Here is a 24,369-nt window from a genome sequence, read left to right as displayed (position 1 = left end):
GCGGGGCGGCGCCCCCCGCGCGCCCCCCCCCGCGCCCCGCGGCCGGCCCCCCCCGGCCCGGGGGCGGGCGGTGACCGGCGGGGGCGGCCGGCCCCGGGAACGGAGCGACCACCGGCCCTGCCCGACGCCCTGACGGCACTGGCCTCCGCCGCCTACGCCGGCACCGCGCTCACCCCCTTCCTGCACGCGGCTCTCAACCCGTCACCCCAGCTCACCCAGCGCGCGGTCGGCGGCGGGATCCGCGCCATGATCCCGCTGCAGGCCGCACTGGCGGCCCGCTCCGGATCGGGAGCCTCCGCGGTGGCCGTCCTCGCCCTCGGACCCGTCGCCCGCCGGGTCGCCAGGAAGGTGAGCCCCACATGAGCCTGCGTCTCGGTTACGGAACCAACGGACTCACCGACCTCCGCCTCGACGACGCCCTCGCCCTCCTCGCCGACCTCGGCTACGACGGCGTCGGACTCACCCTTGACCACATGCACCTGGACCCCCTCGCACCCGATCTCGCCGGCCGTACCCGCCGCCTCGCGGGACGTCTGGACGAACTCGGCCTCGAGGTCACCATCGAGACCGGAGCCCGCTACGTCCTCGACCCGCGCCGCAAGCACGGACCCACCCTCCTCGATCCGGACCCCGAGGCACGCGCCGCACGCACCCGGCTGCTCGTGCGGGCCGTCGAGGTCGCCGCGGACCTCGGCGCCCACGCCGTGCACTGCTTCAGCGGCGTCACCCCCGCCGGCACGCCCGCCGCCACCGCCTGGCAGCGGCTCGAAGGCGCCCTCGCACCCGTCCTGGACGCGGCTTCCAGCGCCGGGATCCCGCTCGCCGTCGAGCCCGAACCCGGCCACCTCCTCGCCCGCCTCGACGACTTCCACCACTTGCGCGGGATGCTCGGCGACCCCGAACCCCTCGGCCTCACCCTTGACATCGGTCACTGCCAGTGTCTGGAACCGGCGCCCCCCGCCGACTGCGTCAAGCAGGCCGCTCCCTGGCTCCGGCACGTCCAGATCGAGGACATGCGCCGCGACGTCCACGAACACCTTCCCTTCGGCGACGGCGAGATCGACTTCCCGCCCGTCCTCCAGGCCCTCTCCGATACCGGTTACCAGGGCCTGACCGTCGTCGAGCTGCCCCGCCACTCCCACGCCGGTCCCGAACTCGCCCGCACCTCCCTCGACTTCCTGCGCTCCCACGCCCCCACGAACGGAGCCACGGCATGACGACACCCACCCGCGAGGATCTCCACGACAGGCTCGGCGACGCCGCCGCCCGCGCCTGGCTCGACACAGCCCTCGCCGAAGCCCAAGCCGAAGCCCAAGCCGATGCCGCCCGCAGCGGCGCCATGGACAACGCCACCCCCACCACGACCGCCTCCCCACCTCCCTGGGAACTGCGCTTCGCCGCGGCGGGCCGCCACTGCGGCCAGGACCACGCAGACGCCGCCCGCGTCCTGCTCCTGCGGGAGGCCCGCGCCGACGCCGGCACCCTGACCCGCCTCTACCGGCAGGGCACCGCCGCCGAGCGCCGCGCCGTACTCCTCGCGCTGCCGTACCTCGCGCCCGGCCCCGCCGACGGCCTGCCCCTCGTCGAGGACGCCCTGCGCACCAACGACACCCGGCTCGTCGCCGCCGCCGTCGGCCCCTACGCGGCCGAGCACCTCGACCCCCACAGCTGGCGCCATGCCCTCCTCAAGTGCCTGTTCACGGGCGTACCCGTGGACGCGGCCGCCCGGCTTGAGCACCGAGCCCGAGGCGACGCGGAACTGGCCCGGATGCTCGGCGACTACGCGGCCGAACGCACCGCCGCGGGCCGTGCCGTCCCCGCCGACCTCCACCGCGTTCTCGCCCTGACGTCCCGGACGGAGGAGTCCTGATGCGCATCTTCGACCCCCACATCCACATGACCTCCCGCACCACGGACGACTACGAGGCCATGTTCGCCGCCGGAGTCCGCGCCCTGGTCGAACCCTCCTTCTGGCTCGGTCAGCCCCGCACCTCCCCTGACTCCTTCTTCGACTACTTCGACTCCCTCCTCGGCTGGGAACCCTTCCGCGCCGCGCAGTACGGCATCGCCCACCACTGCACCGTCGCCCTGAACCCCAAGGAGGCCAACGACCCGCGCTGCACCCCCGTCCTCGACGCGCTGCCCCGCTACCTCGTCAAGGACAACGTCGTCGCCGTCGGCGAGATCGGCTACGACTCCATGACCCCGGCCGAGGACGCCGCCCTCGCCGCCCAGCTCCAGCTCGCCGCCGACCACGGACTGCCCGCCCTCGTCCACACCCCGCATCGCGACAAGCTCGCGGGGATGCGCCGCACCATCGACGTCGTCCGCGAATCGGCCCTCGACCCCGAGCACGTCCTCCTGGACCACCTGAACGAGACCACGGTGAAGGAGGCCGCCGACAGCGGCTGCTGGCTCGGCTTCTCCATCTACCCCGACACCAAGATGGACGAGGACCGCATGGTCGCCGTGCTGAAGGCCCACGGCACGGAGAAGACGCTCGTCAACTCCGCGGCGGACTGGGGCAGGAGCGACCCCCTCAAGACCCGCAGGACAGCCGACGCCATGCTCGCCGCCGGCTTCACCGAGGACGACGTCGACCAGGTCCTGTGGCGCAACCCGGCCGCCTTCTACGGCCAGAGCGGCAGGCTGCACCTCGACGTCCCCGCGCCGGGGGACCTGCACGAGGGCAACTCCATCCTCCGCGGCGGGGAATGAGGAGGCGGTACCCATGCGCTTCCGGCACCCCGACGGTTCCACCGTCCACCTGTCCTACTGCACCAACGTGCATCCCGCGGAAACCCTCGACGGAGTCCTGGCCCAGCTCCGCGACCACTGCGAACCGGTCCGCAAACGGCTCGGCCGGGACCGCCTCGGCATCGGCCTCTGGCTCGCCAAGGACGCCGCGCGCGCCCTCACCACCGATCCGGCCGCCCTGCGAGGGCTGCGCGCCGCGCTCGACCGGCGCGGACTGGAGGTCGTCACCCTCAACGGATTCCCCTACCAGGGCTTCGGCGCCGTGGAGGTCAAGTACCGCGTCTACCGGCCCGACTGGACCGAGCCGGAACGGCTCGCGTACACCAGCGGCCTGGCCGACCTCCTCGCCGCACTGCTGCCCGCCGACGTCACCGAAGGATCGATCTCCACCCTCCCGCTCGCCTGGCGCACCCTCTTCGACGACCACGCCGCCGCGGTCGCCCGGACCGCCCTCACCACCCTCGCCGGGCGACTCGACGCCCTCGCCGAGCTCACCGGCAAATCCATCCGCATCGCCCTGGAGCCCGAACCCGGCTGCACCGTCGAGACCACCGCCGACGCGATCGAGCCCCTCACGGCGATCGCCCACCCTCGCATCGGCCTGTGCGTCGACACCTGCCATCTCGCCACCTCCTTCGAAGAACCCGCCGCGGCGCTCGACGCGCTGACCGCGGCCGGCATCACCATCCCCAAGGTCCAGCTCTCCGCAGCCCTGCACGCGGAGCAGCCGCACCTCCCGGGCGTACGCGACGCGCTCGCCGCCTTCTCCGAACCCCGCTTCCTCCACCAGACGCGCACCCGCACCGCCGGCGGCCTGCACGGCACCGACGACCTCCACCAGGCGCTCACCGAAGGGGCCCTGCCGACCGGCGCCCCCTGGCGCGCCCACTTCCACGTGCCGCTGCACGCCCCGCCCGCACCGCCTCTCACCTCCACCGTCCCCGTCCTGAAGGCCGCCCTCGCCCGCCTCGTCGGCGGCCCGGCGCCGCTGACGCACCATCTCGAGGTCGAGACCTACACCTGGCAGGCCCTCCCCGCCGAGCTGCGCCCGCGGACCCGCGCACAGCTCGCCGACGGGATCGCGGCCGAACTGGGCCTCGCCCGCGATCTCCTCCACGACCTCGGCCTGAAGGAACTCCCATGAACGACACCGCCGGGCCGACCCCCCTCCTCGTCCTGGACGTCGTCGGTCTCACACCCCGGCTCCTGGACCACATGCCGAACCTGAAGCGCCTGGCCACCACCGGCAGCCGGGCCCCGCTCGGCACCGTCCTGCCCGCCGTGACCTGCGCCGCCCAGTCCACCTTCCTCACCGGTACGCCACCCGCGGGGCACGGCATCGTCGGCAACGGCTGGTACTTCCGCGAGCTCGGCGACGTCCTGCTCTGGCGCCAGCACAACGGTCTCGTCGCCGGCGACAAGCTGTGGGAAGCCGCCCGCCGTGTCCACCCGGGCTACACCGTGGCCAACATCTGCTGGTGGTACGCCATGGGCGCCGACACCGATGTCACGGTCACCCCGCGCCCGATCTACTACGCGGACGGCCGGAAAGAGCCCGACTGCTATACCCGCCCCCCGGAGCTCCACGACGAGCTCACCCGGGAATTCGGCACCTTCCCCCTCTTCCACTTCTGGGGCCCGGGCGCCGACATCGTCTCCAGCCGCTGGATCATCGACGCCACCCGGCACATCCTGCGCACCCGCACTCCCGACCTCGCGCTCTGCTACCTCCCTCACCTCGACTACGACCTGCAGCGCTTCGGCCCTGACGACCCCCGCTCCCACCAGGCGGCCACGGACCTGGACGAGGCCCTGGCCCCGCTCCTCGACGACGCACGACGCACGGGCCGCACGGTGGTCGCGCTCTCCGAGTACGCCATCACCCCGGTCAGCCGGCCCGTCGACATCAACCGCGAGCTGAGGCGCGCCGGACTCCTGGAGGTGCACACCCAGGACGGCATGGAGTACCTCGACCCGATGGCCTCCCGCGCTTTCGCCGTCGCCGACCACCAGATCGCCCATGTCTACGTCCGCCGCCCCGAGGATCTCGACGCCACCCGCAAGGCCCTCGGCAACCTGCCCGGTATCGCCGAACTCCTCGACGACGAGGGCAAGAAGCGCCACGGCCTGGACCATCCGCGCTCCGGCGAGCTCGTCGCCGTGGCCGACCCGGACGCCTGGTTCACGTACTACTACTGGCTCGACGACGACAGGGCGCCGGACTTCGCCCGGCTCGTCGAGATCCACCGCAAACCCGGCTACGACCCCGTCGAGCTGTTCATGGACCCGGCGGACCCCTATGTCCGCGTCAAGGCCGCCACGGCCCTGGCCCGGAAGAAGCTCGGCATGCGCTACCGCATGGCGGTCGTACCGCTGGACCCCTCACCTATTCGCGGCAGCCACGGCCGCCTCCCGACGAGCGACGACGAAGGTCCGCTCATTCTCTGCTCCACCCCCCGTGCGCTCAGCGGCCGCGTCGCGGCCACCGATGTGAAGTCCCTGCTCCTGCGACTGGCAGGACTCCACTGAACCACACGTCACCGACGCCAAGGAGTTATCCACAATGACCAGCACGCGTCGTACCAGCAGCACCCCCGACCCGGAGCTCGGCCGCAAGCTCAGCAGACGCGGCATGCTGGGCGTCGCCGCCGGGGCCGGCGCCGCCGCGCTCCTCGGCCTGGCAGCCCCCACCGCCGCCGCCCAGAGCAAGGGCCACGGCAAGGGCCATGGCCGCCCGGTCCTGCCTCCGGGCCGCCTCGGCATCCAGCTGTACTCGCTGCGCGACAAGGTCTCCACCCTCGGCTTCGCCCCCGTGTTCGCCGAACTCGAGAGGTACGGCTACGACGAGATCGAGTACGCCGGATACACCCAGGGCTCCGCGGGCGCCATCACCCTCGCGCAGCTGCGCCGGCTCGCCCGCGACCACGGACTGCGCGCCATCGGCAGCCACGTCGGCTACTACAACGACGGCGACCCGGGTGCCTACACCTTCGCCCAGAACCTGACGAAGGTCCTCGACGACGCCGAGGCCCTCGGGCTGAAGCACATCGGCACCGCCTCCGGCCCCTGGCGCTACGGCAGCACGGTCGACGGCTGGAAGCGCTGCGCCGAGGAGTTCAACGAGTTCGGCGCCGCCGCCAGGGCCCGCGGCATGAAGTTCTACCAGCACAACCACGCGGAGGAGTTCTCCTTCGCGACCGACCGTCCGAACGTGCGGTTGTACGACGTGCTCCTCGCCGAGACCGACCCCGACCTCGTCTACCTGGAGATGGACATCTACTGGGCCTACGCGGGCCAGTTCCGCTTCTCCAAGCGGGCGGACGGCACCCCCGCGCCCTTCGACCCGCTGCGGTACGTCCTCAAGCAGCCCGACCGCTACCCGCTCTTCCACGTCAAGGACGGGGAACGCGACGAGACCGTCCGGGACGGCTACCGCATGGTCGACGTCGGCGACGGCGACATCGACTACCAGCGGTTCATCTCGGCCGTGACCCGTACCCGCGGTGGCCGCCTCGACCACCACTGGCAGACGGAGCACGACGTGCCGGCCGACTCGTTCAGCTTCGCCCGCCGGTCGAGCGCGTACCTGCACTCGCTCCGCGAGAAGGACTGCTGACACGTCCTGCCGCCGTCCACGGACGTCCCGCTGACGCTCCGTCGGGGCCCCGTGCCCGCCGCTTGGGCGGGCCGGGGCCCTCGTCTTCGCTCGGGGGGCCGGGCTTGCGCGGTGGCGCGACTTCGTGCAATGCCCGGCCCTCGGCCGTGCGCGGGGCCATGACCGGGAGTGCGGCCGTGTCGTACCGGTGTGGAACCGTCCACGGCGAGGTGCCGCGGGGCTTTGAGTACCCGGGTGCCCGGTGCGGTCGGTGACGAGGATTCACCCATCGGGAGGTCTTGACGTGACGGTTCCTGATTACCGTCCGTGGTCGATCGGCTGAGACCTCGTCGGGCCCGTGATCATCGGGTCTTCGCCTCCATACGCTCGCCCCGGAGTCAACCGTTCGCCTCGCCTGACGACCCATTGTGTGACGGAGCGTGATGGGCCCCCGTCGTGCGGCGCGGATGTCCTCGACGCAGGCTCTCCATGTCGGAACCCTGCGGGCATCGCCACGATGCCCGCCGAGTACAGGAGAGTCAGCATGCGTGTTTCCCGTTGTGTGGCCGCTCTTGGCGTGGCCTCTGTCGTTCTGCTGGGTGGTGCCACTGCTGCCGGCGCCGCCACCCCGGACCTCGTTCGCGGCCACGGAACCCACGTCACGGGCGACCACGGTCGCGGCTACGACCGTGGTCACGGCGGCCGCGGCCACCACCGTGACTACTACCGCTTCGACCGCGGCTTCTTCGGCTCGTACCTCTTCGGGCCCTACCTCTTCGACCCCTTCTTCTTCGGTGGTCGCTTCCGCTGACCTCCGGTCGGCCTGAGCGCGAACGCGTGACGGCCGTCGGTTCCCCGGGCCGCCGCCCCCGCAGAGGGGCGGCGGCCCCGTCATGTGCGGGCGGAACGCCGTGGAGGACGGGGCGTATCGGCGATAACGCGAGGACGTTATCGATGCTTGCGTTTCCAGCGATAACGTGGCACTGTTATCGACGTAAGCGGGTGATGGAAGGAATCGCCCCCTCGCGTGATCAGGAGACCGCCATGAGTGACACCACCACCCCCCGCCGCGTCGCAGTCGTCACCGGCGGCTCCCGCGGAATCGGCCGCGAGGTCGCACTGCGCCTGGCCTCCGACGGACAGGCGGTCGTCATCGCCTACGCGGGCAACCAGACCGACGCCGACGCGACCGTGGCGCAGATCACCGCCGACGGGGGCTCCGCCCTCGCGGTCAGGGCCGACGTCGCCGACGAGAAGGCCGTCGAGGCGCTGTTCGACGCGGCGGAGCGGGAGTTCGGCGGTGTGGACGTGGTCGTCAACTCGGCGGGCGTCATGATCCTGAACACTGTCGCGGACTTCGACCTCGGTGCCCTCGACCGCATGCACCGGACCAACATCCGCGGCACCTTCGTGGTCAACCAGCAGGCCGCCCGCCGGCTCCGCGCAGGCGGTGCCGTGATCAACGTGTCCTCGTCCCAGACCCGGATCGCCACACCGACCTACGCCGCGTACGCCGCCTCGAAGGGTGCGGTCGAGGCGATCAGCCTGGTGCTGGCCCGGGAGTTGAGGGGTCGCGACATCACGGTCAACGCCGTCGCGCCCGGCCCGATCGCCTCCGAGCTGTTCCTGAAGGGCAAGGACGAGGCGACCATCGAGCGGTTCACGAAGATGACCCCGCTCGAGCGCCTCGGCGCCCCCCAGGACGTCGCCGAGGCGATCTCCTTCCTGGCCGGCCCGGGCCGCTGGATCAACGGCCAGACGATATTCGTGGCGCCCCGGCGCGCGGCCGCCCCGAGGGACCGGACGCCCCGGGGGTCGGACGCCGAGTCCGCCGCCCCTGATTCGTCAGCTAGGCCCGTGCCGTGTTCGGCACATGCGGCGCAACCGCCACGTCCGCCACATCCGGTATGTCCGGCACCTTCGTGATGTCCACCCCACCGGGCCCGACGCCGCAGCCGTCGGGCCCGGCCCCCAACCCCCGCTAGGAGATCCGTCATGTCCTTCGTCGTTCTGGTCACCGGTGCGAGCTCCGGATTCGGCGCGCTGACCGCCCACGCCCTCGCCTCCGCGGGGCACACCGTCTACGCGAGCATGCGCGACATATCCGGTCGCAACGCCGAACGGGCGGCGGCGGTACGCGAGCAGGCCGCCCGTGAGGGCATCGACCTGCGGGTCGTCGAACTCGACGTGCTCTCCCAGGACAGCGCCGACCGTGCCATCGCCACCGTCCTGCGCGAGGCCGGCCGACTCGACGTCCTGGTCCACAACGCGGGCCACATGGTGCTGGGTCCCACCGAGGCCTTCACCCCCGAGGAGATGGCCGCCGTCTACGACACCAACGTGCTGGGCACCCAACGGGTGAACCGGGCCGCCCTGCCGCATCTGCGAGCGCAGGGACACGGGCTGCTGCTCTGGGTCGGGTCCAGCAGCACCCGTGGCGGCACCCCGCCCTACCTGGCCCCGTACTTCGCGGCGAAGGCCGCCATGGACGCCCTGGCCGTCAGCTACGCCGCCGAGCTCGCCCGCTTCGGCGTCGACACCTCCATCGTCGTCCCCGGCGCCTTCACCTCGGGCACCAACCACTTCGCCAACGCCGGCCACCCCGCCGACACGGACGTCGTCGCGGCCTACGAGACCCGGTACGCGGGTCTGACCGACCAGGTCGGCCGCGCCCTGGCCGCGATCACCCCCGCCGACGCCGACGTGGCCGACGTGGCACGCGAGATCGTCCGCGTCGTGGGCCTCCCCACCGGCAAGCGGCCCTTCCGCACCCACATCGACCCCGCCGACGACGGTTCCGAGGCCGTCTCCGCGGTCGCGGACAGCATCCGCGTGGACTTCTACCGGCGGATCGGCCTCGACGACCTCCTCAGCCCCCGCGCCGAGGTCTGACGGCCCCCGCCCCCACCCCACCCCGCCCCCACCCCGCCCCGCCACCCGTCGCACCGCCCGACAACGACCGAAGGAGACCGTCATGACCACTCCCGAACTTCCCGAGCCCGTGCGCCGTGCCGTGGTCGCGGCCAACTCCCACGACACCGAGGCCTTCCTCGACCAGTTCACCGAACAGGGGATCGTGGACGACTGGGGCCGCCGTTTCGAAGGCCGCGCGGCCATCGAGGGATGGAGCGACCGCGAGTTCATCGGTGTCCAGGTCTCCCTGAAGGTGACCGGGGTGACCCGGCACGGGGACGAGGTGACCGTCGCCGCGCAGGTGGGCGGCAACGGCTTCAACGGTCCGTCGGACTTCGCCTTCACCGTGGAGGGCGACAAGGTCGCCCTGATGCGGATCACGGGCTGACGAACGGACGACCGGGACGCGGGAAGCGCCCGGTGGGGAACCGGCATTGGGACGGTTTCCCACCGGGCGCTTCCGCGCGCGGACCGGTCGAGGGAAAGGCCGGCCGCTGCGGCTCAGGCGGAGTGCGTGATGCGATCCAGCAGCTCGATCAGCAGGACGCGTTCACCGGGCGACAGGATGTCCTCGATGTCGGGGAGCACGGCCTTGAAGGCGACGGTGCGCGTGACGGCCCGCCGTGACCCCTCGGGGGCTTCGTCGGAACCCGTGGTGGTGATGGCGGCGAGGATCGCCTCGCGCGTCCGCCGTGCGAGCTCGGGGTCGCGCTTCTCCGGCAGCGTGGCGATCAGCGTCAGGACGACCCCGCAGCCGGCCGCGTGGATCATCAGCATGGCGCCGTCCACGTCGACGCTCAGCCGGCCCGCCTCCGCGACCCTCGTGACCAGGCCGCGCAGGACGTTGAAGGACTCCGTCACGGCCGCCGACTCGACGCCGGGCCGGGGCTGGCCGAACATCAGCTGGTAGATCTCGGGGTTGGCCACGCCGAACTCGATGTGGAGATCCCAGCCCCAGCGCAGGTCCTCGACCGGGTCGGCGGCCCGCACCCGGTCGGTCTTCCGGTGCAGATACTCCGCGAAACCCTCGGCCGCGACGGCGTCGAGCAGCCCCTGCATGTCGCCGAACTGCCGGTAGATGGTCGGCGGCTGAACGGCCGCCGCCTTGCTGACCGACCGGGTGGAGACCGCTTCGCGGCCGCCCTCGGCGAGCAGGACAGCGGCGGCGGACATGATCCGCTCTCGGGTTGTCGCCTTCTCATCCATGAATCAACGATAACAGAATTTTGTTACCAAAGAAAACTTTTGCCGTCGAAACGCGCCGAAGGGGCAACCGGATCACCGGCCGCCCCTCCCGCGTGCGGCACGGTTCACTTGCCGGGGCCGGATTCCCCGTGCAGGGCCTCGTGGAGCGCCGCGGTGGCCTCGGCCACCGCCCTCTTGTTCGACTCGGTGTCGCGGAGCGCGTTGAGCATCATGAAGTCGTGCGTGATCTCCGGGTAGTGCGAGAGCTGGAGGGGAACGCCCGCCTCCTTCAGTTTCTGCGCGTAGGCGGTGCCCTCGTCGTAGAGCACGTCCGAGTCCGTGATCATCAGTGCGGGCGGCAGGCCGCGCAGCTGGTCGACGGTCGCGCGCAGCGGTGCGGCCAGCAGGTTCTGCCGGTCCTTGAGGTGGGGGGCGTAGGCGTCCCAGAACCACTTCATCGCCGGCTTGGTCAGCCAGCAGTTCTCCGCGAAGCGGTTGTACGACGCGGTGTCGAAGTTCGCGTCGGTCACCGGGTACAGCATGACCTGCTTGCGGAAGTCCGGTCCGCCGCGCTCCTTGGCCATCATCGTGACGGCGGCGGTCATGTCGCCGCCCACGGAGTCGCCGGCGACGGCCAGGCGCGAGGGATCGACGCCGATCTCCCGGCCGTTGGCGGCCACCCACTTCGCCACGGCGTACGCCTGCTCGATCGGCACGGGGAACTGGGCCTCGGGGGAGGGGGTGTAGTCGACGAAGACCACCGTCGCCTTCGCACCGTCGGCGAGCTCCCGCACCAGGCGCTCATGGGTCTTGAAGTTGCCGAGCACCCAGCCGCCGCCGTGGATGTATACGATGCCGGGCAGGTCGCCCTTGGCGCCCTCGGGGCGTACGACGTGCACGGACACCGGTCCGGTCGGTCCGCCGGGCACGGTCCGCTCGCTGATCTGCGCCGGGAGCATGTCCACCGGCCCCGCCTGCAGCTTGTTCAGCACGTCCCGGGCGGCGGAGTAGGAGAGCGTGTAGAGCGGGGGGCCGTCGGCTGCCGCGAGCTGGTCCAGGAAGGTCTGGTCCTGGGGGTCGAGCCGCACCGGCGGATTGCCGCAGGGCACCTTCGGCGCGGACGTGTCGGCCGGCACGGCCTGATCGACGCGGTTGGCGTTGGTCGTCCGTTCACCGCAGGCGGTGAGGCTCGCGGCTGCCGCGAGGAGGACGGCGATGGCGTAGCGCGCCTTGCGTCGCGTTATGGACGGGACGTGCGGACAGGTCATTGCGGTCTCCGAACCGTGGTCGGTCGTTCACCCCCACGTGAGCAGCCTGCGGAGGCGGTACGGTCCGGACAACCGGGGATGGGCCGGCGGAGTGGCCTTCGGGCGTTCGGCGCCGCGGCCCGCTCGGTCCCGGGCGTCAGACGACGACGAGGTCCCAGGCCGTCATCGCGTCGGCGAGCCGCAGGTGGGGCGCCGCTTCCGCGAGCCTGCCCTGGCGCTCGAGCGTACGGCCGAGGAGCAGGTGCGCGTGTGCGTCCTGGGGCTCGGCGCTCAGGATCTCGCGCAGTTCGCCCTCGGCCCGCGACAACTGCGCGGAGAAGTAGTAGGACCGGGCCAGGAGCATCCGCACGGCCATGTTGCGCGGCGCCACGTCCGTGATCGGCGCGAGCGTGCGGGCCGCGGCGGCGTAGCGCTGCCGGTTGAAGAAGAGTACGGCGCGCTTGAACGTCTCCGTGGTCGGACTGCTGATCTCGGTTCCCACTGCTGCGTCTCCTCCGGGGACGGCGATCTCATCGACAGGGTTCAACCGAGGCAAGTGTCTGATTTGTTCCAGGCTGCCCCTGTGTGCCGACAGTGCCGGGTCAATTACCCGTAGTGGGTGGGCGTGCGGGTGGCATCCGGCCCGGTTGCGCGCCTCACCCTCCTGGAGGAACGTGAGCTCGAGGCAGTACGGCCGCACGCTCGAGGGCCCTTGCGCCGTCCTCCGCACCGCCCCATCGCACGGCGCAGCCGCCGTACCGGCACTCCGGACAGCACCTTCGCTCAGGACCGCCACCGCCCCCGGCAGCGGCCAGGAAGGCAGGCCGACATGCCACTCCTCCGTACCCTCGCCGTGACCGCCGCCTCCGCCGCCCTGGCGACCGCGGTGGCGGCCGCACCCGCATCGGCTTCCGCGGGCGTGTCGGCGGCCTCGGCCGCCCCTCGGGGCGCCGCCCCGAACTACGCCACGGTCATCGTCAGCTGCTTCAGCCGGCCGCTGGTCATGCCCCCCGACTTCCTGCTCGCCTGCGGCGACGGGAACGACCGGCTGGGCGGCCTCTACTGGTCGCACTGGGGAAGCGACTCGGCCGTCGGCACGGGCTACGAGGAGGCCAACGACTGCGACCCGTACTGCGCGGCGGGCCACTTCCACACCTTCCCGGTCAAGATCAAGCTCTCGGACAGCAGGCCCTGGCCAGGTGATCCGCACCTGCGGCACTTCACCAAGCTGACGATCACCTATCCGGACACCGAACCGTCATGGCCGCACGATTTGGTCCGGGAGCTGTGGGACTGAGCGGCAGCCGGGCCGCGCAATGCGGCGCCCCTCCCGCAGGCCTCCGCGAGGCGGTGCGCGGGTTCCGCCCGCCCCTGACGCTCCGGCCACCCCCGACGCTCCGCCCGCCCCGTCAGGTTCAGCCCGCCCGTCATGCGCCGCCCACCCGTGACCTCGCCGCACCAGGGCGTCGTGGCCGCGGCCCACGGCCGATCCGCTCGCCGCCGGACACACCTACGGCCCCCGCATCGCGGGGGCCGTAGGGCCATCTGTGAGGTTTCCCACGGAGCCTGCCGGTCCTCACCCGGCGGCCGCCGCGGTCCGAGGCTGAGCGGAGCCGGACGGTGACGGACGCCGGCCGACGCGATGGCCGGTCGGTCATGCCCCGGGCCGGCGGACGTCCGCGGGTACGACCTCAGCGGAAGTAGCCTCCGTAGAAGCCGTTGCCGTAGCCGTAGAAGCCGGGGTAGTAGTAGCCGCCCCAGCCGCCGTAGCCGCCGTAGCCGTTCCCCCAGCCCCAGCCGCCGTAGCCGTTTCCCCAGCCCCAGCCGCCGTAGCCGCCGCCCCAGCCGCCGCCGTGTCCGCCGCCCCAGCCGCCTCCGTGGTCGACGACGGACTGCGCAGTGGTGGGCGCTGTCTCCGGCGTCGCCGCGCTGGCCGCGGTGGCTCCGGCGAGTGCGAGCAGGGGCGCCGCGAGAGCGGCGGCGATGATCCTGCGGATGGTGAGCGTGCGCATGTCTCCCCCTTCGGGGATGTGGACGTTCTGGTCGCGGTCCGCGCGAGCCGACCGCTGTGGCACCGGATCGTGCGCATGATCCCGGCGCGGTGGGGGTGCGCGGGCGAATCGGCGCGAGCGCACCGTCGGAGACGTGGAACGCCGGAACGGGTGTCTGTAGTTGAAGACGTCCCCATATGAACCGTAGGCCCGTTTTGAGGCTCCAGTCAAAGTGGTCCGACAGAAAGTGCATATTGGTATTTTTTGCTCTATTGTGACGGCCCCTCAACGTTCCGTGCCGCGGGGGTTCCGCTGCGTCAGTGAACCGTCAACACCGGTCAAGCAGCGGGGTATTGGACGCGCAGCGGGATTGCGGACCGGCGTGACATCCGAGTCTTGAGAGACTCGAGTGGCGAATGTTACATATGGGGCAAAAAGCGTGAGTGGGTGCATGGCGGAATTCCGGCCGCAATTCGGAACGGTGAAATCCGCTTCGCTGTCAAGCGCTTGCGCTCCGCCGCCCGCAGCGCTCCGTCCCCACCTCGTCACTCCGAGCAGTTGTCACAGATTGCGCCCCCATCCTGTCTCCGTAACGCTCTCAAAGTCCCTGGTCGGCGATTTGTTAACACCATTGACATATCGGCGATCGATGCATACGGTCCTGCGTCGAAGCGCTTCGACGCGTCGCATCGAAACCATTCGATGGACGCCTCACTCGTTCGGCCCAGGTGGAGGTCACTTCAATGTTGAAGGTGCGCAGACCGCTGGCTCTCGCAGCAGCTGCCCTTGCGGGCGCCATGCTCATCACGTCGTGTGGAAGCTCGGACAGCGGTGCGGAGGGCGACGGCAAGACGCTGAAGCTCTGGCACTACGAAGCCCCGAACAGCGCGATGGGTATCGCCTGGAACGAGGCGGTGGAGGAGTTCAAGAAGACGCACCCCGGCGTCAAGGTGGAGTTCGAGGCGAAGGGCTTCGAGCAGATCCAGAAGACCGCCTCGATGGTGCTCAACTCCAGCAACGCCCCTGACGTCATGGAGTACAACAAGGGCAACGCCACCGCCGGCCTCCTGGCTAAGCAGGGCCTGCTCACGGACCTCACCCCGCAGGTCACCAAGTACGGCTGGGACAAGCTGCTCAGCCCCAGCGTCACGACCACCAGCCGCTACGACGCCAAGGGCGTCATGGGCTCGGGCAACTGGTACGGCATACCGAACTTCGGTGAGTACACGATGGTGTACTACAACAAGGACCTGTTCAAGAAGAACGGTGTGAAGGTCCCCACCACGTTCCAGGAGTTCGAGGACGCGCTGGCGACCTTCAAGTCCAAGGGGATCACCCCGCTGGCCAACGGCGGCGCCGAGTACCCGGCCCACCAGTACCTGTACCAGCTGGCGCTGACCAAGGCCGACCGCAGCTGGGTCGACTCGTTCGAGCTCTACAAGGGCAAGACCGACTTCCACGACGCCGCCTGGACGTACGCCGCCAACACCCTGTCGGACTGGGTGAAGAAGGGCTACATCGCCAAGACGACCAGCGGCGCCAAGGCCGAGGACGCCGGCGTCTCCTTCATCAGCGGCAAGTCCCCGATCTTCTTCTCGGGCAGCTGGTGGTACGGCCGGTTCCGTGACGAGAACAAGTTCCAGTGGGGCTCGTTCCTCTTCCCGGAGTCCAAGATGACCCTCGGCTCCGGCGGCAACCTCTGGGTCGTCCCGAAGAACGCCAAGAACAAGCAGCTGGCCTACGACTTCATCAACATCACGATGAAGAAGGGGATCCAGAACACCCTCGGCAACAACGGCGGTGTCCCCGTCGCGGCCGAGCCCTCGGCGATCACCGACCCCAGCTCCAAGGAGCTGATCGAGAACTTCAACAAGGTCTCGTCCCAGGACGGCCTCGCCTTCTACCCGGACTGGCCGGTCGCCGGCTTCTACGACGTACTGGTCTCCGCCACGCAGAAGCTGATCACCGGCAGCGCGAGCCCCGACGCGGTCCTCGACGAGCTGCAGAAGGCCTATGACGCGGGTGCGCCCACGTCATGAGTGCCCGACCCCTCCGGCTGCGCAATCCCTACGCGCTGTACTTGATCCCGGGTGTCATCGCCTTCCTGGCCGTCGTGATCGTGCCGTTCGCGATGAACATCTACTTCAGCTTCACGCACTGGCAGGGCGTCGGCTCGCCTGACTGGGCGGGGCTGGACAACTACCGGGAGCTGATGAAGGACTCGCGGTTCTGGGAGTCCTTCCGGCACAGCGTCGCCATGGTCCTGGCGATGGCGGTGATCCCCACCGCCCTCGGCCTGGTGGTGGCCGCGGCGCTGTTCGACTTCATCGGCAAGCACTTCGGTTCGAAGCTGGCCAGCGTGCTGCGTGCCTGCTTCTACCTCCCCCAGGTTCTGCCCATCACCGTGGCGGGCATCGTCTGGAGCTGGATCCTGGCCCCCGAGAACGGCTCGCTCAACGAGCTGCTCAAGGCGGTGGGCCTGGGTTCGCTCCAGCAGGACTGGCTGGGTGACCCGAAGTTCGCGCTCTACAGCGTGATGGCCGTCATGGTCTGGGTGCAGCTGGGCTTTCCCGTCGTGATCTTCATGGCGGGACTCCAGCGGGTCGATCCCTCGCTCTACGAGGCGGCCGAGCTGGACGGGACGAACTGGTGGCAGCGTTTCTGGCACGTGACGCTGCCCCAGATCCGCCCCGAGATCTACGTGGTGATGCTGTGGTGCACCATCGCGGCACTCAAGGTCTTCGGTGCGGTCTATGTCCTCACCAAGGGTGGACCCGCCGACTCGACCATCGTCCCGTCCTACTTCTCCTTCTCGACGTTCTTCGAGAAGACCGATGTCGGCTACGGCTCGGCGATCGCGACGGTCCTCACCCTGATCATCCTGGCGCTGACCGCGGTCGGCCTGCGATTCCAGACCCGATCGGAGGACGCACAGTGAAGGCGCTCAAGCGCTACCCGGTGCTGGTGGCGATGATCCTCGGCGCGATCTTCATGGTGCTGCCGCTCCTGATCGTGCTCATCAACGCGCTGAAGTCGCCGGCCGACTACTCCGCGCACGGCCCGCTGTCCCTGCCCCACGGCATCCACCTGGACGGCCTGACGGACTTCTGGAACCGGGTCAACTTCGGCCGCACACTGCTGAACTCGATCGTGATCTCCGGTTCGGTGGCCGTGGGCGGCGTGGTCCTCTCGGTGCTCAACGCGTACGCGATCGGCATCGGGAAGGTCAAGGGCAAGGCGTGGTTCCTCGCCTTCTTCGTGCTGGCCAACGTGCTGCCGCAGGAGGCCCTGGTCTACCCGCTGTACTACCTGTCCAAGCAGGTGGGCCTGTACGACACCAGGCTGAGCCTGATCATCGTCTTCAGCGTCGTGCAGGCGGCGTTCGGCACCTACCTCCTGTCCTCCGTCCTCGGGGCCTTCCCGAAGGAGGTCATCGAGGCGGCCAAGATCGACGGTGCCAACAGCTGGCAGGTCCTGTGGCGGATGGTGGTCCCGGTCAGCCGGCCCACCATCGGCGTCCTGCTCGTGTTCTTCTTCATCTGGACCTGGAACGAGTTCCTGCTGCCCCTGGTCATGCTGCCGTCGAACGACAACCAGACCGTCTCGGTCGCGCTCGGCGTCCTCCAGGGCCAGCGTCTGATGGACGCGACGATGACCAACGCGGCCGGCCTGCTCGGCGCGCTGCCCGCCATCGTGTTCTTCCTGCTCTTCCAGCGGACCCTGACCCGCGGCATCGCCGCCGGCGCGGTGAAGTGATCTGATCCGCGCCCGGACCGCCGTGTCCGAGGTCCTTCTCCTGGGCGGGTGACTCCCCGCACCCCGCCCGGTGGCTCTGCCTCCGCCCGCACAGGGCCGGAGGCAGAGCCACCCCCTCCCCACTTGCTCCCACACGTACAGAGAACGCCGGTGGCCGCCCCACCGGGAAAGGCCTCGACGATGAAGTTCACCAACGGGTACTGGCTGCTGCGCGAAGGCGTCTCGGCGGCGTACCCGGCAGAGGTCCTCGATGCCGTCCCGGGCCCCGGAACGCTCCGGATCTACGCGCCGACGCAGCACATCCGGCACCGCGGCGACCTCCTCAAGGGCCCGGTCGTCACCGTCGACTGCACCGCTCCCATGCCCGGTGTCATCGGCGTGCGCATCACCCACTTCGAGGGCGACGTCGAGACCGGACCCCACTTCGAGCTGCACAGTGAGCCCCACGAGCCCGTCGTCACGGTCGACGACAAGCAGGCCGTGCTCACCTCCGGCGAACTGAGCGTGCGCTTCAGCCGCGACGGTGACTGGCGCATGGAGTTCCAGGCCGACGGCCGCACCCTCACCAGCAGCGACGTCAAGGCGATGGCCCTGATGGAGACCGCGGAGGGCGAGCACCACATCCGCGAGCAGCTGCGGCTGGCGGTCGGCACCTCCGTCTACGGGCTCGGCGAGCGCTTCGGCCCGCTGGTCAAGAACGGCCAGACCGTCGACATCTGGAACGCCGACGGCGGCACCAGCAGCGAACAGTCCTACAAGAACATCCCGTTCTACATGACCGACGCAGGCTACGGCGTCTTCGTCGACGACCCCGGCAAGGTCTCCTTCGAGGTGGCCTCCGAGCAGGTCTCGCGTGTCCAGTTCAGCGCCGAGCGCCAGCAGCTGCAGTACTACGTCATCCACGGCCCCACGCCGAAGGACATCCTGCGCAAGTACACCGCGCTCACCGGGCGCCCCGCGCTCCCGCCGTCCTGGTCGTTCGGCCTGTGGCTGACCACCTCCTTCACCACCTCCTACGACGAGCAGACCGTCACCGGATTCGTCGAGGGCATGGCCGAGCGCGACCTGCCGCTGTCGGCCTTCCACTTCGACTGCTTCTGGATGCGCGAGTTCAACTGGTGCGACTTCGAGTGGGACCCGCGCGTCTTCCCCGACCCCGAGGGGATGCTGCGCCGACTGAAGGAGCGTGATCTGCACATCTGTGTGTGGATCAACCCCTACATCGCCCAGCGCTCCCCGCTGTTCGCCGAGGGCAAGGCGGCCGGCTACCTCCTCAAGCGCCCCGACGGCGGCGTGTGGCAGTGGGACCTGTGGCAGCCCGGCATGGCCCTGGTCGACTTCACCAACCCCGACGCCTGCGCCTGGTACGCGTCCAAGCTCGAGGCCCTCCTCGAGATGGGCGTCGACTGCTTCAAGACCGACTTCGGCGAGCGCGTCCCCACCGACGTCGCGTACTTCGACGGCTCCGACCCGGAGCGCATGCACAACTACTACACGCAGCTGTACAACAAGACCGTCTTCGACGTGCTGCGCAAGCACCGCGGCGAGGGCGAGGCGGTGCTGTTCGCCCGCTCGGCCACGGCCGGCGGCCAGCAGTTCCCCGTGCACTGGGGCGGCGACTGCGAGTCCACGTACGAGTCGATGGCCGAGTCGCTGCGCGGCGGCCTGTCCCTCGGTCTGTCCGGCTTCGGCTACTGGAGCCACGACATCGGCGGCTTCGAGGGGCTGCCCGACGCCGGCCTGTTCAAGCGCTGGACCGCGTTCGGCATGCTCTCCTCGCACAGCCGCCTGCACGGCTCCTCCTCCTACCGCGTGCCGTGGCTGTTCGACGAGGAGGCGGTGGACGTCCTCCGCCACTTCACCAAGCTCAAGCTGAGCCTCATGCCGTACCTCTACGGTGCCGCGCACCAGGCGCACACCGAGGGCGTCCCCATGATGCGCGCCATGGTGCTGGAGTTCCCCGAGGACCCCGGCTGCGCGTCGCTGGAGCGCCAGTACATGCTCGGCGGGGACCTGCTCGTCGCGCCGGTGTTCTCCGAGGACGGCGAGGTGTCGTACTACGTGCCCGAGGGCACCTGGACCCACTTCACGACCGGCGAGAAGGTCACCGGTCCGCGGTGGGTGCGCGAGACCCACGACTACCTCAGCGTCCCGCTGCTGGCCCGGCCCGGGTCGGCGATCCCGGTCGGCTCGGTCGACGGCCGCCCCGACTACGCCTGGGCGGACGATGTGACCGTGCGGGTCTTCGAGCCCGCCGACGGCTCCCGCACCACCGTGCGGATCCCCCGCGAGGACGGTACGGCCGCGGCCGAGATCACCGTCGTGCGCGAGGGCGCCACGCTGCGGGCCGAGACCTCCGACGCGTCCCTCCCCTGGGGTGTCGAGGTCGCCGGCGGACCCTCCGCGCGTGCGGCGGCCGGGACCGCCGTCATCACCCTGGAGCTGTCCGGTTCCTGACGGCGGTCCGGCAGAGCACGCACCCAGCGGAGGGGAGTTGCATGGTCAAGATCACTGATGTCGCGCGGCACGCCAACGTGTCTCCGAGCACCGTCAGTTACGCCCTCAGCGGCAAACGGCCGATCTCCCCGGAGACCCGGCAGCGCATCGAGGACAGCATCCGCGAACTGGGGTACCGGCCGCACGCCGGAGCCCGGTCCCTGGCCAGCAGCAGGTCGCGGGTGATCGGTCTCGTGCTGCCCCTCCGCAAGGGCATCCACGTGCCGGTCGTGATGCAGTTCGCCACGTCCGTGCTGACCGCGGCCCGGGAGCACGACCACGATGTCCTCCTCCTCACGCAGAGCGAGGGGGAGGAGGGCATCGCCCGGGTCGCCGAGAGCTCGATGGCGGATGCCTTCATCATCATGGACGTCGAGATGGACGACCGCCGGCTGCCGCTGCTGCGCGCGCTGGACCGGCCGTCCGTACTGATCGGATTCCCCTCCGACCCGGCCGGACTGACCTGTGTCGACCTGGACTTCGCGGGCGCCGGCGAGGTGTGCGTCGAGCACCTCGCCGCGCTCGGGCACCGCACCGTGGCCCTCGTCGGCTCGCCCCCCGAGGTCTACGTCCGCGGCACCGGCTTCGCCCGGCGGGTCGCCGCGGGTTTCACGGCGGCCGCCGACCGGCTCGGTCTGCGCTCGTCCGTCCACCCGTGCCCGGAGACCCCGGCCGCAGCGCGGGCCATGGCCGAGCAACTGCTGCGCGAGCACCCGGGGCTGACCGGCATCGTCGTCCACAACGAACCGATCACCCAGCCCCTGATCGCCGCCTTCAACGCCATGGGTCTGCGCGTGCCGGAGGACCTCTCCGTCACCGCGATCTGCCCGGACGAGGCGGCCGAACAGGCGCCGGTGCCGATCACCTCGGTCTCCATCCCCTCCGCCGAGATCGGCACCCGCGCGGTGGGCCTGCTGATGGCGAAGCTCGCCGACCGCGACGACGTCCCCGAGACCACCGTCCTGTCGGCGCTCCTGACGCCCCGCGCGACCACGGCGGCGCCCCCCGCGTGAGGTGCGCCCGGTGAGGGTCATGCGGCCCATGAACGGGTCCAGGCGAGCAGCGCGGGTGCGTCGAGGGGGTTGTCGGGCGTGACATGGACGGCGGTGACGCCCGCGGCGGCGGCCGCCGCCAAGCCGACGGGGGAGTCCTCGAACGCGACGGCCTGGTCGGGGCGTACCCGCAACAGCGCGCAGGCCCGCAGGTAGGGGTCGGGCGCCGGTTTGGGCGCGGCGACGTCGTCCTCGGAGACGACGGCCCCGAAGGCGGAGGACAGGCCGCCGGCGGCGAGGGTGGCGTGGAGGAGGACGCGCGGGGCGTTGCTGACGACCGCGGTCGGGACCCGGTCGCCGACGATCTTGAGCAGATGGAGCGCCCCGGGCAGGGGGAGCGCATCATGGGCCCGGGCGACGCAGGCGGTCAGCAGTTCGGCGGAGAGCCGTGGTGCCAGGTGCCGTCGGCCCAGCGCCTCGGCCATCACCGCCGCGATGTCGGCGAGGGAGCGCCCCGTCATGCGGAGGTGCAACGCCTCGGTCGCGACGAGGCCGTGGCGCGCGAGGGTGTCGGCCTTGGCCCGCCGCAGTCCGGGCTCGGTGTCCATGAGGGTGCCGTCGCAGTCGAAGAGGACCGCCCGCGGCCGCCAAATTCCCGTCATGTCCGGCGCCGCGCGCTCGCCGGCTCGGGTGACCCGGGGCCGATCGGGACGCGTGCCACCGCGCGCATCGCGCCGCTCGCGGCGTCCTCGGTGCCCACGGGAACCGCCGGCGCCCCCGCCCGCGCGGCCGGCGTGACGACGGCCGTTCCGGTCGCGCCCGTCGCACCGTACGGCAAGCGAAGACTCCGCCGCCGAACAGACGCCGGTGCCTGTGATGTCGTCCACGCTGGCCCCGCGGAAAAGCCGTGCTCACCCATGTGATCGTGCCGTTCTCCCGGGCGGGTGCCCCGCGATGATCATGTCGTGTCGGGGACACCCAACAGCCTGTGGGCGAGGCGGGTCACGTACCCGCGCCGGGGACGCCCGCCGAGCCGGAGCACACCGGGGCTCGGGGGGCGCACTGTCCGGCGCACTCGCCGGCTCACGGGACGGCGCACTCGCCGGCGCACACGAACGGGCGCCCAGCGGCTACTCGGTCCGCAGCCCGTCCGGCCGCGCCATGCGGACCAGCGCCGGGAGGCTGAGCGCGGTCACCAGCAGGACGACCGCGGCGCTGACACCGCTCACGGCGGCGACGCCCGGCCAGTCGACGGTGACGGACGCGTCGACCATGCGCAGCAGCACCGCGCCCAGGGCCAGGCCCACCGCGGAGGCGAGCGCGAGGCCCAGGCCGACGGGCAGGGCGGTCTGCCACAGCACCGACAGGCTCAGCGTGCTGCGCCGGGTGCCGAAGGCCGCCAGGGTCGACAGCAGCTTCCTGCGCTCGCGCAACTGCTCCAGCTGGGAGACGAGCAGGCTCGCCCCGATCAGCACCAGGACGCAGCAGGCCCCGACGAACAACCCCGTGCGGATCGAGGAGAAGCGCTGGGAGCGGGCCGACGTGACGTAGTCGCGCGCGTCGGCCAGCGGGTCGATCCCCGCCACCGTGGTGCGGACGCGTTCGCGCGCGTCGGGGACCGCGGGGTCGACGGAGACGTAGACCACGCCGGTGACCGCGGGGGCCGCGGCCTCGGGGAGGGCGCCGGGGGTGACCAGCACACCGCCACGCTCATAGCCACTGGGGTCGGCGCGGGTGGAGGCCGCCTTCAGGTCGGCCGGCAGGCGCCAGGCGACCTCGTGCCCCGGTGCGTCCGGGCGGCCGGGGTCCACGTACACGACCTGCCCGGGCCCCGCGGTGCGGCGGGCGTCCCGGTCGTGCGCCCGGTTCCGGACGACGAAGACGTCGCCGTCGCGGCAGGCGGAAACCTTCGCCACCTCGCGGAGGGCGCCGCAGGTGCCGACCGTCAACTCGACGTACCGTTCGGGCCGCTTGGCGCGCTCGCCGAGCACGCCCACGGAGAGCGGGACCGCGCGGCGTACGCCTTCGGCGGCGGTGAGCCGCCGGGCGGCGTCGGCGGGGGAGTCGGCGGCCGGGAGGGAGACCTCCATCTGGGCCCGCGACAGGTCGTTCCCCGTCTGCCGCGTGTAGGCGTCGTCGACGCCCGCGAAGAGCATCTGGAGCGCGATCGCCCCGGCGACGGCGACGGCGACGCCGTTGACCGTGCGGGCCGCGGTGCCGCTGTTCAGCTGGAGCCTGCGGACCGCGAGCTGCCAGGAGGGCGCGCTCGCGCCGAGCCGGGCGACGACGGCCTCGACGACCCACGGCAGCAGCGCCGTGACGCCCATGAGCAGCAGGATCGTGCCGCTGACGACCAGCCCCTGGTTGAAGTTCCCGTTGTCCCGGCCCTGTCCGATCATCGGGTACAGCAGGGCGAGCCCGCCGAGTGGCAGCAGCAGCCGCCACCACAGTCGGCGCCGCGGCGGCCGTGCCGTACGGACGACGCCGAGCGGCTCGATGACCACACCGCGCAGCGCGAGCAGTGTCACGGCGACCGCGGCCGCCGGAACGGCCACCGCGACCAGCGCGGCGAGCACGGGCGCGGGGGTGAGGTCGCCGGGGAAGACGCTGACGCGGTAGAAGCCGACCTGGTCCGCCAGGGCGCGTCCGACCGCGAAGAACCCCGTGCCGACGACGAGTCCGCACAGGGCTCCCGCCAGGGCCTCGCCCGCCGCGATGCGCCGGGTCGTCGCGGCGTCCGCGCCGACCAGCCGCAGCGCCGCCAGCCTGCGGTCCCGCCGGTCCCCGCCGAAGCGGACGGCGGCGGCGATGAACACGCCGACCGGCATGAGCAGCGCCACGAAGACGATGAGCACGAGCAGCACGAGGACCGGGTCCGTCGGCCCTCCGCGGTCCACGGAGCCGAAGGCGTGGACGCGTTCGACCCGCACGCCCCGCCCGGACGGGCCGGGGCCGACGCGGAGCCCGGACGCGCCCGCGTAGTAGGCGAGTTCGTCCGGCCCGAGCAGACCGTCCCGGCCGATGGAGCCCGTGACGCGGTACGGCAGCCGCTCGCGCAGCAGGCCGCCGTCCGGGGAGGCCAGCAGCCGGCGCAGGGCGGGGGAGGCCACCATCGTGCCGCGCCCGGGCAGTGTCCCGACGCCGGGCGGCAGCGGCGGCCGGTGACCCTCGGGCTGCAGCAATCGGCCCCGGACGTCCTGGCCGCGGTAGGTGGTGTCGACCGCGGCGATCAGCATGGTGTCGTCCGCCCGGTGCCCGGCGACCGAGGTGTACGTCATGTCGTTGCGGGCGCGTTCGCGGTCGTGCCGCTGCGTGAGCGCGTGGGGCAGGGCGGCGGTGAGCAGCAGCAGGGCCACCCCCAGCCCCACTCCGACGGCGGTCAGGAGCGTGCGCGCCGCGGCTTCGCGACCGCCCACGACGGCGAACCGGATGCCCAT

The 24,369-nt window shown here is 71.3% G+C and carries 21 protein-coding genes and 2 pseudogenes; 17 read left to right on the top strand and 6 right to left on the bottom strand.

Features of this window, described 5'->3' with window-relative positions:
* The 11 genes and pseudogenes from AB0F62_RS34120 to AB0F62_RS34070 form a co-directional block, all read left to right on the top strand.
* Nucleotides 1–363, top strand: a pseudogene (locus tag AB0F62_RS34120) (prenyltransferase); the annotation flags it as partial.
* Nucleotides 360–1,217, top strand: coding sequence for a sugar phosphate isomerase/epimerase family protein (locus AB0F62_RS34115; protein ID WP_361808477.1), 858 nt, complete (start codon nucleotides 360–362; stop codon nucleotides 1,215–1,217). The pseudogene AB0F62_RS34120 and the gene AB0F62_RS34115, both read left to right, overlap by 4 nt.
* On the top strand, nucleotides 1,214–1,870 hold the full coding sequence (locus tag AB0F62_RS34110; protein WP_361808474.1) for an EboA domain-containing protein: 657 nt from the start codon (nucleotides 1,214–1,216) through the stop codon (nucleotides 1,868–1,870). Before AB0F62_RS34115 ends, AB0F62_RS34110 begins: the two co-directional genes overlap by 4 nt.
* Nucleotides 1,870–2,718, top strand: a complete 849-nt coding sequence (locus tag AB0F62_RS34105; RefSeq protein ID WP_361808471.1) for a TatD family hydrolase — start codon at nucleotides 1,870–1,872, stop codon at nucleotides 2,716–2,718. Before AB0F62_RS34110 ends, AB0F62_RS34105 begins: the two co-directional genes overlap by 1 nt.
* A 13-nt stretch (nucleotides 2,719–2,731) precedes the next feature.
* Complete coding sequence (gene eboE, locus AB0F62_RS34100) at nucleotides 2,732–3,901, top strand: metabolite traffic protein EboE (RefSeq protein ID WP_361808468.1); 1,170 nt, start codon at nucleotides 2,732–2,734, stop codon at nucleotides 3,899–3,901.
* Complete coding sequence (locus tag AB0F62_RS34095; protein ID WP_361808465.1) at nucleotides 3,898–5,286, top strand: nucleotide pyrophosphatase/phosphodiesterase family protein; 1,389 nt, start codon at nucleotides 3,898–3,900, stop codon at nucleotides 5,284–5,286. The genes eboE and AB0F62_RS34095 overlap by 4 nt, the downstream gene beginning before the upstream one ends.
* Before the next feature lie 34 nt (nucleotides 5,287–5,320).
* The gene (locus AB0F62_RS34090; RefSeq protein ID WP_361808462.1) at nucleotides 5,321–6,373 is read left to right on the top strand and encodes a sugar phosphate isomerase/epimerase; all 1,053 of its coding nucleotides are present in this window, start codon (nucleotides 5,321–5,323) and stop codon (nucleotides 6,371–6,373) included.
* A gap of 556 nt (nucleotides 6,374–6,929) precedes the next feature.
* The gene (locus AB0F62_RS34085) at nucleotides 6,930–7,163 is read left to right on the top strand and encodes a hypothetical protein (protein ID WP_361808459.1); all 234 of its coding nucleotides are present in this window, start codon (nucleotides 6,930–6,932) and stop codon (nucleotides 7,161–7,163) included.
* Nucleotides 7,164–7,396: 233 nt separating this feature from the next.
* Nucleotides 7,397–8,116 (top strand): annotated as a pseudogene (locus tag AB0F62_RS34080) (SDR family oxidoreductase); the annotation flags it as partial.
* Between the two features lie 231 nt (nucleotides 8,117–8,347).
* Nucleotides 8,348–9,244 carry an SDR family oxidoreductase gene (locus tag AB0F62_RS34075; RefSeq protein ID WP_361808456.1) on the top strand — a complete coding sequence of 299 codons (897 nt, stop codon included), beginning with the start codon at nucleotides 8,348–8,350 and terminating at the stop codon, nucleotides 9,242–9,244.
* A gap of 82 nt (nucleotides 9,245–9,326) precedes the next feature.
* Nucleotides 9,327–9,653 (top strand): nuclear transport factor 2 family protein, encoded by a 327-nt coding sequence (locus tag AB0F62_RS34070; protein WP_361808453.1) that lies wholly within the window; start codon nucleotides 9,327–9,329, stop codon nucleotides 9,651–9,653.
* A gap of 113 nt (nucleotides 9,654–9,766) precedes the next feature.
* Here the strand turns inward: AB0F62_RS34070 and AB0F62_RS34065 are convergent, their stop codons facing one another.
* From AB0F62_RS34065 to AB0F62_RS34055, 3 genes are all read right to left on the bottom strand, one after another.
* Nucleotides 9,767–10,471: a TetR/AcrR family transcriptional regulator gene (locus AB0F62_RS34065; protein WP_361808450.1), complete on the bottom strand. Its 705-nt coding sequence runs from the start codon at nucleotides 10,469–10,471 to the stop codon at nucleotides 9,767–9,769.
* Nucleotides 10,472–10,575: 104 nt separating this feature from the next.
* Complete coding sequence (locus tag AB0F62_RS34060) at nucleotides 10,576–11,718, bottom strand: alpha/beta hydrolase (protein WP_361808447.1); 1,143 nt, start codon at nucleotides 11,716–11,718, stop codon at nucleotides 10,576–10,578.
* A gap of 136 nt (nucleotides 11,719–11,854) precedes the next feature.
* Complete coding sequence (locus tag AB0F62_RS34055; protein WP_361808444.1) at nucleotides 11,855–12,199, bottom strand: tetratricopeptide repeat protein; 345 nt, start codon at nucleotides 12,197–12,199, stop codon at nucleotides 11,855–11,857.
* 327 nt (nucleotides 12,200–12,526) lie between these two features.
* Here AB0F62_RS34055 and AB0F62_RS34050 point away from each other — a divergent pair, with 327 nt between their 5' ends.
* On the top strand, nucleotides 12,527–12,994 hold the full coding sequence (locus AB0F62_RS34050) for a hypothetical protein (RefSeq protein WP_361808441.1): 468 nt from the start codon (nucleotides 12,527–12,529) through the stop codon (nucleotides 12,992–12,994).
* A gap of 394 nt (nucleotides 12,995–13,388) precedes the next feature.
* On the opposite strand, the gene AB0F62_RS34045 is transcribed toward AB0F62_RS34050, so the two are convergent.
* Nucleotides 13,389–13,709, bottom strand: a complete 321-nt coding sequence (locus tag AB0F62_RS34045; protein ID WP_361808438.1) for a hypothetical protein — start codon at nucleotides 13,707–13,709, stop codon at nucleotides 13,389–13,391.
* Between the two features lie 722 nt (nucleotides 13,710–14,431).
* Here AB0F62_RS34045 and AB0F62_RS34040 point away from each other — a divergent pair.
* From AB0F62_RS34040 to AB0F62_RS34020, 5 genes are all read left to right on the top strand, one after another.
* Nucleotides 14,432–15,727 carry an extracellular solute-binding protein gene (locus AB0F62_RS34040; protein ID WP_361808435.1) on the top strand — a complete coding sequence of 432 codons (1,296 nt, stop codon included), beginning with the start codon at nucleotides 14,432–14,434 and terminating at the stop codon, nucleotides 15,725–15,727.
* The gene (locus AB0F62_RS34035; protein WP_361808432.1) at nucleotides 15,724–16,626 is read left to right on the top strand and encodes a sugar ABC transporter permease; all 903 of its coding nucleotides are present in this window, start codon (nucleotides 15,724–15,726) and stop codon (nucleotides 16,624–16,626) included. The genes AB0F62_RS34040 and AB0F62_RS34035 overlap by 4 nt, the downstream gene beginning before the upstream one ends.
* A gap of 32 nt (nucleotides 16,627–16,658) precedes the next feature.
* Nucleotides 16,659–17,444, top strand: coding sequence for a carbohydrate ABC transporter permease (locus AB0F62_RS34030; RefSeq protein WP_361808484.1), 786 nt, complete (start codon nucleotides 16,659–16,661; stop codon nucleotides 17,442–17,444).
* Between the two features lie 180 nt (nucleotides 17,445–17,624).
* A complete protein-coding gene (gene yicI, locus AB0F62_RS34025) occupies nucleotides 17,625–19,901 on the top strand; it encodes an alpha-xylosidase (protein ID WP_361808429.1) in 2,277 nt (758 codons plus the stop codon).
* A gap of 41 nt (nucleotides 19,902–19,942) precedes the next feature.
* Nucleotides 19,943–20,953, top strand: coding sequence for a LacI family DNA-binding transcriptional regulator (locus AB0F62_RS34020; RefSeq protein ID WP_361808426.1), 1,011 nt, complete (start codon nucleotides 19,943–19,945; stop codon nucleotides 20,951–20,953).
* Nucleotides 20,954–20,970: 17 nt separating this feature from the next.
* Here the strand turns inward: AB0F62_RS34020 and AB0F62_RS34015 are convergent, their stop codons facing one another.
* On the bottom strand, nucleotides 20,971–21,594 hold the full coding sequence (locus AB0F62_RS34015) for an HAD family phosphatase (RefSeq protein ID WP_361808423.1): 624 nt from the start codon (nucleotides 21,592–21,594) through the stop codon (nucleotides 20,971–20,973).
* 468 nt (nucleotides 21,595–22,062) lie between these two features.
* Nucleotides 22,063–24,369 carry an FtsX-like permease family protein gene (locus tag AB0F62_RS34010; protein ID WP_361808480.1) on the bottom strand — a complete coding sequence of 769 codons (2,307 nt, stop codon included), beginning with the start codon at nucleotides 24,367–24,369 and terminating at the stop codon, nucleotides 22,063–22,065.

The sequence above is a fragment of the Streptomyces sp. NPDC026673 genome (assembly GCF_040638135.1).
In the GTDB taxonomy this organism is placed as follows: domain Bacteria; phylum Actinomycetota; class Actinomycetes; order Streptomycetales; family Streptomycetaceae; genus Actinacidiphila.
This window is presented reverse-complemented; position numbering and strand designations above follow the sequence as displayed.

Coding starts and splice junctions, on each gene's coding strand:
- AB0F62_RS34060 (WP_361808447.1), bottom strand. CDS start 11,718: ATGACCTGTCCGCACGTCCCGTCCATAACGCGACGCAAGGCGCGCTAC.
- AB0F62_RS34065 (WP_361808450.1), bottom strand. CDS start 10,471: ATGGATGAGAAGGCGACAACCCGAGAGCGGATCATGTCCGCCGCCGCT.
- yicI (WP_361808429.1), top strand. CDS start 17,625: ATGAAGTTCACCAACGGGTACTGGCTGCTGCGCGAAGGCGTCTCGGCG.
- AB0F62_RS34030 (WP_361808484.1), top strand. CDS start 16,659: ATGATCCTCGGCGCGATCTTCATGGTGCTGCCGCTCCTGATCGTGCTC.
- AB0F62_RS34115 (WP_361808477.1), top strand. CDS start 360: ATGAGCCTGCGTCTCGGTTACGGAACCAACGGACTCACCGACCTCCGC.
- AB0F62_RS34105 (WP_361808471.1), top strand. CDS start 1,870: ATGCGCATCTTCGACCCCCACATCCACATGACCTCCCGCACCACGGAC.
- AB0F62_RS34090 (WP_361808462.1), top strand. CDS start 5,321: ATGACCAGCACGCGTCGTACCAGCAGCACCCCCGACCCGGAGCTCGGC.
- AB0F62_RS34015 (WP_361808423.1), bottom strand. CDS start 21,594: ATGACGGGAATTTGGCGGCCGCGGGCGGTCCTCTTCGACTGCGACGGC.
- AB0F62_RS34050 (WP_361808441.1), top strand. CDS start 12,527: ATGCCACTCCTCCGTACCCTCGCCGTGACCGCCGCCTCCGCCGCCCTG.
- eboE (WP_361808468.1), top strand. CDS start 2,732: ATGCGCTTCCGGCACCCCGACGGTTCCACCGTCCACCTGTCCTACTGC.
- AB0F62_RS34010 (WP_361808480.1), bottom strand. CDS start 24,369: ATGGGCATCCGGTTCGCCGTCGTGGGCGGTCGCGAAGCCGCGGCGCGC.
- AB0F62_RS34095 (WP_361808465.1), top strand. CDS start 3,898: ATGAACGACACCGCCGGGCCGACCCCCCTCCTCGTCCTGGACGTCGTC.
- AB0F62_RS34045 (WP_361808438.1), bottom strand. CDS start 13,709: ATGCGCACGCTCACCATCCGCAGGATCATCGCCGCCGCTCTCGCGGCG.
- AB0F62_RS34110 (WP_361808474.1), top strand. CDS start 1,214: ATGACGACACCCACCCGCGAGGATCTCCACGACAGGCTCGGCGACGCC.
- AB0F62_RS34070 (WP_361808453.1), top strand. CDS start 9,327: ATGACCACTCCCGAACTTCCCGAGCCCGTGCGCCGTGCCGTGGTCGCG.
- AB0F62_RS34020 (WP_361808426.1), top strand. CDS start 19,943: ATGGTCAAGATCACTGATGTCGCGCGGCACGCCAACGTGTCTCCGAGC.
- AB0F62_RS34035 (WP_361808432.1), top strand. CDS start 15,724: ATGAGTGCCCGACCCCTCCGGCTGCGCAATCCCTACGCGCTGTACTTG.
- AB0F62_RS34075 (WP_361808456.1), top strand. CDS start 8,348: ATGTCCTTCGTCGTTCTGGTCACCGGTGCGAGCTCCGGATTCGGCGCG.
- AB0F62_RS34040 (WP_361808435.1), top strand. CDS start 14,432: ATGTTGAAGGTGCGCAGACCGCTGGCTCTCGCAGCAGCTGCCCTTGCG.